The following is a 7,799-nucleotide window of genomic DNA, read 5'->3' as shown; positions in this document are numbered from 1 at the left end:
CAACAATTTTTCTGAAAAGCAGATGTTATTTATTTATAAAAGCAACAAAATAGCCCCCAATATCTACATTATAGATATTGGGGGTTATTCTTTCAATGTTTTCGAGGGGTGATTTGTATATTATGGACCCTATATATTCATAGCCCCTTTCTGTTTGGTGTTAAAGTATTAGTCATCGATGTCATGCACTATCTTGTTTAGCTCCGTTTTGATGGAACTGGGAATATTTTCTAAATTGAAATGGTAGATTGTAGCTATTGATCATCAGTAAAATTGAGATATTTTTATCGAAAATGAGTATTATTTGATTATAATTAAAAAAAGATTATAATTCAAAGCAATCGACTAACCAGTTTAGGAGAATACTCAATGAAATTACTAAAAAGAATCTGTTCTGACTACTTGCATGGACTAGTATTTTTCATAATAGTATTTTACTTTATGACGGCTAATCCAGATGGCAGTATGCCTCTAAAATGGAGTTTTGTTAACGTCTATTGGACTATTTCCTTTCTGATCGCATACCCATTACTGTTAGAGACGGTGCCCAGTATTAAAAAAATCAATTTCCATATGAAGTCTCTGCAATCACGGTCAATTCATATGGAAGATAAGGCCACAAAAAAACTGTCTGATTTGTACCATGATTCAACAAATCCAGTTAGCAACCGAATAGATTTACAAGCCCGCAGTGATTATCAAAATGACTGGTTTAATTTAATGATTAGTTTTTTTGTTAGCGGACTCCTTATCGCCATTTCAATACCAAGTTTGTTTTTTATTGCTTTTAAAAACCTTTTAGGGAGACGAATGTTATGAAAAAACTTTCACTTATGGAAGGTAGATTGTAAAATTAATCCCAACGCTGTTCGGGAAAAATATCAGCTTCCTTTAAAATGGTGTTTACCACAAGCCCATTTTTTAGGAGCTGATTTTTTGTCTAGTATAACCTATTCTAAACGAAGTAAAATCGAAACCTGTTGTAAACTAGGACTGGCTATTGTTCAAATGGATGAGTGATTAAAACGATTCTGGTTAAAAGTTGGAAAAAACTCAAATTTAGGTGACAAACAAAAAATACTAAGCTTAGTATTTTTTGTTTGGTTTTGTTGTCTCGATAAATTTGGTAAGCAAGTCTTGCGACTGCTAGACCAAACCAGCACCAAGCTAACATGGCTGAAAACTTTTCCTAGTATGGGTGCAGTATATTGCATATGCACCACCACCTTTCAAGCAAAAACAGCCACTACCCTTAAAACTCTCCACGATAGAATTATATTATATGTTGAGAGACGTATTCTAAGCCCTCGTTGACTTGCTTTAGTGCATCGTTCCACTATAATATACTATACATAGCCTTTTACTATGATTATTTAGTTAGATGTAGGCTTATAATTGTTGAGTATAGGAGTGTAATGTTAATGGAGACTATATCAAGCATTGCTAAACGATTAAATGTTACAAATGGTCGTATTTATCAGATAATCAAAGAAATACCGGCTGATAAGCAGCCTAAGAAAGATGCTAAGGGTAAGTATAATTTCACTAAAGAGTCTGTAGAGGCTATAGAAAGCTATTATAATATTTCAAGTAGTCCCAAGACCGACAATGAAAGTGATCTAGTGAAGCAATTACGTGCAGACTTAGAAGACGCTAAAGCAGAGATTAAGGCTAAAAATAATCAGATAGACAAGTTTCAGCAATTACTGGATCAACAGCAACAACTGAATTTAGCAACTAACCGTCAAAATGAGAAATTGTTAGATGGTAATGCTGATAACACCCCACAAAAGGTTAGTGAGAGCCCAAATAAGGACGATACAGATGGTTTAGAACCGAATGAGGATAATCATAAGGTGGAAGACAATAAAACGCCTAAAAAGGGTTTCTTTGACTGGTTAAAACGAGGCTAATATAAAATACCCCTCGACTATTCAAGTAGTCGGGGGGTATAATTATGTTTGTAAGTAAATTAAATAGACAAAAAAATTCCCTCGGTGGGCACCGGGGGAACACATAACCCTTATCAAAGTTTATGTGTTCATTTTACCTACTATTGTAAGATTTTTCAAGTAGGTAGAGTTGAATTTTTCTGGATCACGGGGGAGCCAAGCCCCGTTACTAGAGTGGCAACATTCTAGCCAAGCAAGTTAATTCTACCTTTCGAGGACTGACAGCCGGTTAACAAGCTACTGAAACAAGTCGACAGGTCAAACGAGAGCCGCCGCTATAAACTCCCGTTAGGAATTAACCTATACTTGTATTTAGGTTTCTTCCGAACGTATGCCCCACGCACGGGGCGGGCGGTAAAGCAGTACGAAAGTACAGGGCTATTACGCAAGGCCAGTGATCCAAACAACTGAAAATAAATGATTGCTGGCACCTATAAAGGGTGCTTTTTTTATAGGCTAAATTAGTTAGGCTAATCTACAAGCGCAATAGTAACAATACAAGTGTTTTTACGTGACGGTGATTCGTGACGAACAACAAAAAGTTTTCTTCTTCGCAAAACAAGGGGAAAACTATATCCCGCTCAGGCTCAAGCGTTCTGAACAGCAAAGGGCGAAACCAAAGTCAAGTTAGTTTTAAGTGTTTTTATAGAGTTTAGGGGGATTTGTTTTTGAGTAAGTCTGCAATTAAAAATCATTGGATAGAAAGTGTCTTGGTTGTTTTCCTAGTTGGAGTTACAGTTTTAAGTATTGGGTGGCATATTTATCGGTATGGTGGTGATTATTACTACATGCGAGTTAATGGTAGTAGTGAATCATTTCCTGTAACAGTTCCGGTTGGGATTACACAGAACGGCTATGTTTATCGTGGTATTGCTAAAGATAAGTATGGGAATCGGCAACGGTTAGAGGTTCACACGGTTGCTGATGATTTAGGGCCATTTCATAAGGGACAGATCATTAGAATTACATATAATCCTAAATTTGGTGTGACTAATTATAAGAAAGTTAGCCGTGATCAGGTTCCACCATTGGCTAGAATTCACTAACTTTCCTAAAATAAGAATGCTGTTAAAATAGGCTTTGATTTGATCGTTTTACCTAGACCAATTTAATTTCACAAAGTAAAAAACAAGTACCCCTGCTAACATGGTGTTAGTAGGGGTACTTTGATTAATTTGGGGATTATGTTAACTAGTGTAGCTTATTTTGCTTAATGAATTTTTGAGTATCTTTCTGGTTTATACTGTATGGCTGGGTTTTAGTTTTGGCATTATATATTTTTATTTTGTGATGGTGATGGTCGGTAAGGTATAGGTTTTGGTTTAGTAATGTTAACCCCTCTTTAGAATCACTTTTGATACGAAACACGACTTCTTTTGAGCCAAACGGGCTATGGGTTTGTTGGCCATTGATGTAGACGTTGTTTTTACTAGTGTTCCAACCGTAGTTGCCACCGTTGCTGTTGTTGTACTGAGTGAAGGCACCGCCGCTATAACTGGCAAAGGTGGGCTTTAATTTGCCATATAGGTAAAAAGTAGGTTTTCCATTTTCCATGGCGAAAAATGTATTGTAGATTTTGACATCTTGAATATGCAAGTCATCAAGCTGATTGCTCCAAAAGTTTAGTCCTAAAAACAATAAAATAGTTGCCACTAATAGGCCTAAATACTTCAAAATGCTGATACTTTTTCTGTAAAGAGTGCTTTTCATAATAATATCCTTTCTTAAAAGTTTATCTTGACCCAAGAGCTCGTCAATACTGATATCAAATATTTTACTGAGTAGTATTAATTTATCGATATCGGGATAACTTTTATTTAGTTCCCACTTAGAAATAGATTGACGCGAAATATATAATTTTTCAGCTAGCTCACTTTGTGTCAGTGAGTTGTCGTGCCGTAATTTTTTTAAGCTTTCAGCGAATGTGATCTTTTCTTACTCCTTTCGTAAATTATGACTTTATTTTATCTGGATGTTGATATGTAAGCACGCACCAGCTGGTTGCATTGAGTGAAATTAATATATGATCTGAACATATCCACGTTTTTAGGGGGCTTAAATAAATCCGTTTTGAAAATTAAAGAGGGGGAGTACGGGATTTTTAACTGTCTAAATTTAACTAGCACTACGCGTAAGAAATGGACTTTCCTAAAATTTGATTGTGAACAATCAAATTGGCTATTTTCCTATCAGACTAGGTCAACTTATTGGCAGTATTGACAACGACAAGTATTAGAGCTAAATCTTGCTGCTATAAAAACCGAATCTCAATTCGTTGCAGATTCGGTTAGGTTAAGTAAATAAGCATAGTATATAAAAATTAGCCGAGAGGACAATTTTAGGAAATTTGAATTCGGCCCATGACTAATTATGCCATAATGAGTTTGAATGGCTTAAAACTCATTTCAGACGGGTATAAGGACTAGTGACTTTTGATTTCCTGTACAAAATGCTGAAACACAGTTGATTGGTCTTGATATTTAATCTTGCTAGTAAATTGTTTTAGTTCTTGATAGCGATTTTCAGCGCTTAACAGTTGTTGTAACTCCTTTTCGATTTGAGCTGCATCGCCGTGGTCGTCAAGCAATTTTTCTAATAGGGCGCCTTTTTCGATCAGCCGTTTGGTCCGAGCTTTGCGAGCTTGCTGACTAAGTCGGTTACGTAAGACCCTTTTTTTAGCTTTAAGTTGTTTTTGCTGTTCGTCTAGTTTAGCAATTCGGGCTTCCGTTTTCTTAATCTCTTCATTGGGTTCTGGCATTTTCCTAACTCCTTTTTAACTTACTAAATGTTCTACAAGTGAAGTATACTGTTTAAAGGATAAGAATGCTATACTGGTTTTATGAATTAGTTGCCCCCTGCTAAGGGCGCACTTATATGTACGCTACGCATACATATTTTTCGCTTACGCTCATGTGCTCGCTCCGCTGGGGCTACCGCCGGTTGCCTTGCCGGCAGGACAGAATCAAAGGCATTCGATTTTAAAAATTTGATTTTCGGCTTTTTCCGCCTCATCAAATTTTTAAAATCTCACACAATCCTGATCATCAAAAGTCGCCTTTAGGCTCCTAATGATGAACAAGATTGTGAGGATCAAACCCCAATTCAAAACCAAGGTCAAAGTCAAAATCGGAGGTCAACGTCATGGCGATTTATCATCTCTCACTGAAAACCATTAGCCGAAGTAAAGGCCAATCGGCCGTGGCTTCGTCCGCTTACCGCTCTGGCAGTAAGCTTAAAGACCGTGAGACCGGCGAAACGAAAGATTTCACTAAAAAGCACGGTGTGGAGTATAGCGAAATCCAGCTTCCCTCGCAGGCGCCGGCCGAGTATTACGACCGTGAGGTGCTCTGGAATGCCGTTCAGGAAAAGGAATCCAAGGCCAACGCCCAGCTGGCCCGTGAGGTTGAAGTGGCGTTACCACAGGAGCTTGACCGTGACACGCAAAAAAAATTGGTACACGACTACGTGCAGCGAAGCTTTGTCGACCGTGGCATGTGTGCTGACTGGTCAATCCACGATAAAGAAGATGGCAACCCTCATGCTCATATCATGTTGACGACCCGGGCAATCAAAAAAAACGGTACCTGGGCGCCGAAACAGAAGAGTACCTACTTACTAGACGAGGACGGGGCTAAAGTCCCGCAAATCGACCCTAAGACGGGTCAGCAGAAGATTGGCGCCCGTGGTCGGAAAATGTGGAAACGTAACACCGAATCCTACACAGATTGGAACGACCGGAGCAACGCCGAAATTTGGCGTAAAAGTTGGGCCGAGAGCTGTAACCAGTACTTGGCGCCGGAAAATAAAATTGACCATCGAAGCTATGAACGCCAAGGTGTGGAACAGATACCGACTATCCATGAAGGACACGTGGCCCGTGAGATGGGCGACCGCTCGGAACGAGTTCAAACCAACATTGACGTCAAGGCGGGTAACCGTGAGTTGAGCGGTCTAAGCGCCACCATTGCCAAAATTCAAGAAGAAGCCAGAAAGCTATTCCGCCAGATTGCCGAGCTAACCGAGCTCATCAGGAAACGAGCACAGGAAAAGGCGGAAGCTAAACGGCAGGTAGAACAACTCGCCCAGACAGGATCAGCGGAACCCACGCCGAACGTGGCAGACAATTTCTTGAAGAAACTCAATGCTGACAAGGCGAAACAGGCTAAGCCGGCACCGCCGGAAGAATCCGTGGCGGGAGATTTCTTGAAGAAGCTCAACTCGGATAGGAGTAAGAGGCAAGCCCATAAATACCGTGAGCGAACGCATGAACAAGGAGGGCCAGAACTATGACAGAAAACGAACAGGCACTGGTACAGCTTTTGAAAGCTTACGATAACGGGGAAATCGACTTTACGAAAGTCCCCGCTATTCAAGTAATTATCCGGCAAGAAGTCGCTCGACAGGTGGCCCATGCGGTCAACCCCGCCAAAATACAGGAACAGGCCAGCCAGCAACTAAAGAACGACCAAACGAGCTATAACGAGCAGGTTAACAAGATTTTGAAACAGCAAGGTGCCCGACTACAGGAGCAGGCCAGCCAGCTCGACGTGGAAGGAGTCAAGAAGCAGTTGCTGGCCGACATCGACCGGCGTAGTAAAGCGGTCAAAGAAGCACAGACCAAACTGGATGACGAACGGGAAAGACTAGCAGACCGAGAGAAAAAACAGTTCTGGCGGGAGTTGATACCGAACCTTGCCGGTGGTGTCGTGAGCCTGTTTTTTGCCGTCATGATTTTGTTACTGTTCAAAGCACTTCTCTGGGACGGTGTTTGGCGTGGATTAGGACTTAACAGACTTACTGATTTTGTGCTGACGTTGGCGAGATCACACCCTTTCGGCGGGAGTATTCTTGGGTTGATTCTGATGGTGCTGATTGCCGGCGCCATCATTGTCAGTTTCTGGGGGATGGTCGAAGCTGTAAAGATGCTGACGGACTGGGACGCAGAAAAGCTCATGTTTTGGCGACATGACCGGTACTGATAAAGGAGAATTTAAATGTTGCTCAATTGAGTTTAAGGGGATTAACCAAAATCAATTTTATCTAACATATTTTCGGTACTAGCTTGATCTAAGCCTAAATAAGTTAGTGTCATGGCTTCACTGGAGTGGTTTAACAAGTTCATGACGAGCCCAATATTATAATTTGATTGGGTGTAGACGCGATAAGCACCCGTCTTACGCATTGTATGCGTGCCTAAGTAATTAATACCTAACAAGTCACCAGTCTTACTCATTATTTTATAAAATTGTTTTTCAGTAATGTGTCGATCAGGGTGTTGAGTTGAAGGAAATAACCAAGTTGAGTGTAGTTTTTGTTCCTGGTACCAAGCTTGATAAGTTAATAGATCAGTTTGAATTGGTTTTAGGTAGAGCAAATTAGCTTTACCGGTTTTTTTGTCGTGTATAAACGCATTCTGACGCACGGTTCCATTTTCGTTAAAGACATCGGTCCAACGAAGGCGCATAACATCACTTACCCGTAACAAGGTGGCTTTGCCAACCTGAAAAATCGTGTAGTTACGACGACCAGCTCTAAAATTGTGTAATAAGGTATCTTGTACTTCGGTCAGGACGTTTGAATCTTTGATTGGTAAGACGATTTGTTGCATAGTTTTAGCCCCTTTTCTTGAGATATTAAAGCAGTTATGTTATTATCTTTGTAAGGAAAAAGTAAGGAGATGGTATTGTGAGTGCAGGTAATGTAACTAAGGTTAGCTCGAAGATCACAAGTAAAAATCAGATTACAATTCCTAAAACAGTACGTGAGCTGTTAAAAGTTCGGTCTACTGACACAATTGAATGGCAGATTGAGCCAAATGGTAGAGTAATGATTGTTCGTAGTAAACCT

General features: G+C 40.0%; 9 protein-coding genes. 6 read left to right on the top strand and 3 right to left on the bottom strand.

Annotated features, from left to right (window positions below):
* Positions 1-369 precede the first annotated feature (369 nt).
* From MZO40_RS16400 to MZO40_RS16390, 3 genes are all read left to right on the top strand, one after another.
* On the top strand, positions 370-819 hold the full coding sequence (locus MZO40_RS16400) for a hypothetical protein (RefSeq protein ID WP_252133442.1): 450 nt from the start codon (positions 370-372) through the stop codon (positions 817-819).
* Positions 820-1,421: 602 nt separating this feature from the next.
* Positions 1,422-1,913, top strand: coding sequence for a hypothetical protein (locus MZO40_RS16395; RefSeq protein ID WP_252133441.1), 492 nt, complete (start codon positions 1,422-1,424; stop codon positions 1,911-1,913).
* A 707-nt stretch (positions 1,914-2,620) separates the two neighbouring features.
* Positions 2,621-2,998, top strand: coding sequence for a YxeA family protein (locus tag MZO40_RS16390; protein ID WP_003646093.1), 378 nt, complete (start codon positions 2,621-2,623; stop codon positions 2,996-2,998).
* A 145-nt stretch (positions 2,999-3,143) separates the two neighbouring features.
* Here MZO40_RS16390 and MZO40_RS16385 read toward each other — a convergent pair whose 3' ends face one another.
* Together MZO40_RS16385 and MZO40_RS16375 are read right to left on the bottom strand one after the other, a co-directional pair.
* Entirely contained in the window at positions 3,144-3,881 is a 738-nt protein-coding gene (locus MZO40_RS16385; protein WP_303635071.1) for a helix-turn-helix domain-containing protein, read from the bottom strand.
* Between the two features lie 493 nt (positions 3,882-4,374).
* On the bottom strand, positions 4,375-4,710 hold the full coding sequence (locus tag MZO40_RS16375; RefSeq protein WP_252133440.1) for a hypothetical protein: 336 nt from the start codon (positions 4,708-4,710) through the stop codon (positions 4,375-4,377).
* A gap of 440 nt (positions 4,711-5,150) precedes the next feature.
* Between MZO40_RS16375 and mobQ the strand changes: the two genes are divergently transcribed.
* Both mobQ and MZO40_RS16365 read left to right on the top strand, forming a co-directional pair.
* A complete protein-coding gene (gene mobQ / locus MZO40_RS16370) occupies positions 5,151-6,242 on the top strand; it encodes a MobQ family relaxase (protein ID WP_252133439.1) in 1,092 nt (363 codons plus the stop codon).
* Positions 6,239-6,931, top strand: coding sequence for a MobB (locus MZO40_RS16365; protein ID WP_252133438.1), 693 nt, complete (start codon positions 6,239-6,241; stop codon positions 6,929-6,931). Before mobQ ends, MZO40_RS16365 begins: the two co-directional genes overlap by 4 nt.
* A gap of 41 nt (positions 6,932-6,972) precedes the next feature.
* Here the strand turns inward: MZO40_RS16365 and MZO40_RS16360 are convergent, their stop codons facing one another.
* Positions 6,973-7,560, bottom strand: coding sequence for a site-specific integrase (locus MZO40_RS16360; RefSeq protein ID WP_022638766.1), 588 nt, complete (start codon positions 7,558-7,560; stop codon positions 6,973-6,975).
* Between the two features lie 77 nt (positions 7,561-7,637).
* On the opposite strand from MZO40_RS16360, the gene MZO40_RS16355 reads away from it, so the two are divergent.
* Positions 7,638-7,799 (top strand): type II toxin-antitoxin system PrlF family antitoxin (locus MZO40_RS16355; RefSeq protein ID WP_252133443.1); only part of this gene is annotated, 162 nt, incomplete at its 3' end.

It is taken from the genome of Lactiplantibacillus sp. B652 (genome assembly GCF_023806745.1).
In the GTDB taxonomy this organism is placed as follows: domain Bacteria; phylum Bacillota; class Bacilli; order Lactobacillales; family Lactobacillaceae; genus Lactiplantibacillus; species Lactiplantibacillus pentosus.
Note: the sequence above shows the minus strand (reverse complement) of the source record. Positions and strands in the feature narration are given on the sequence as shown.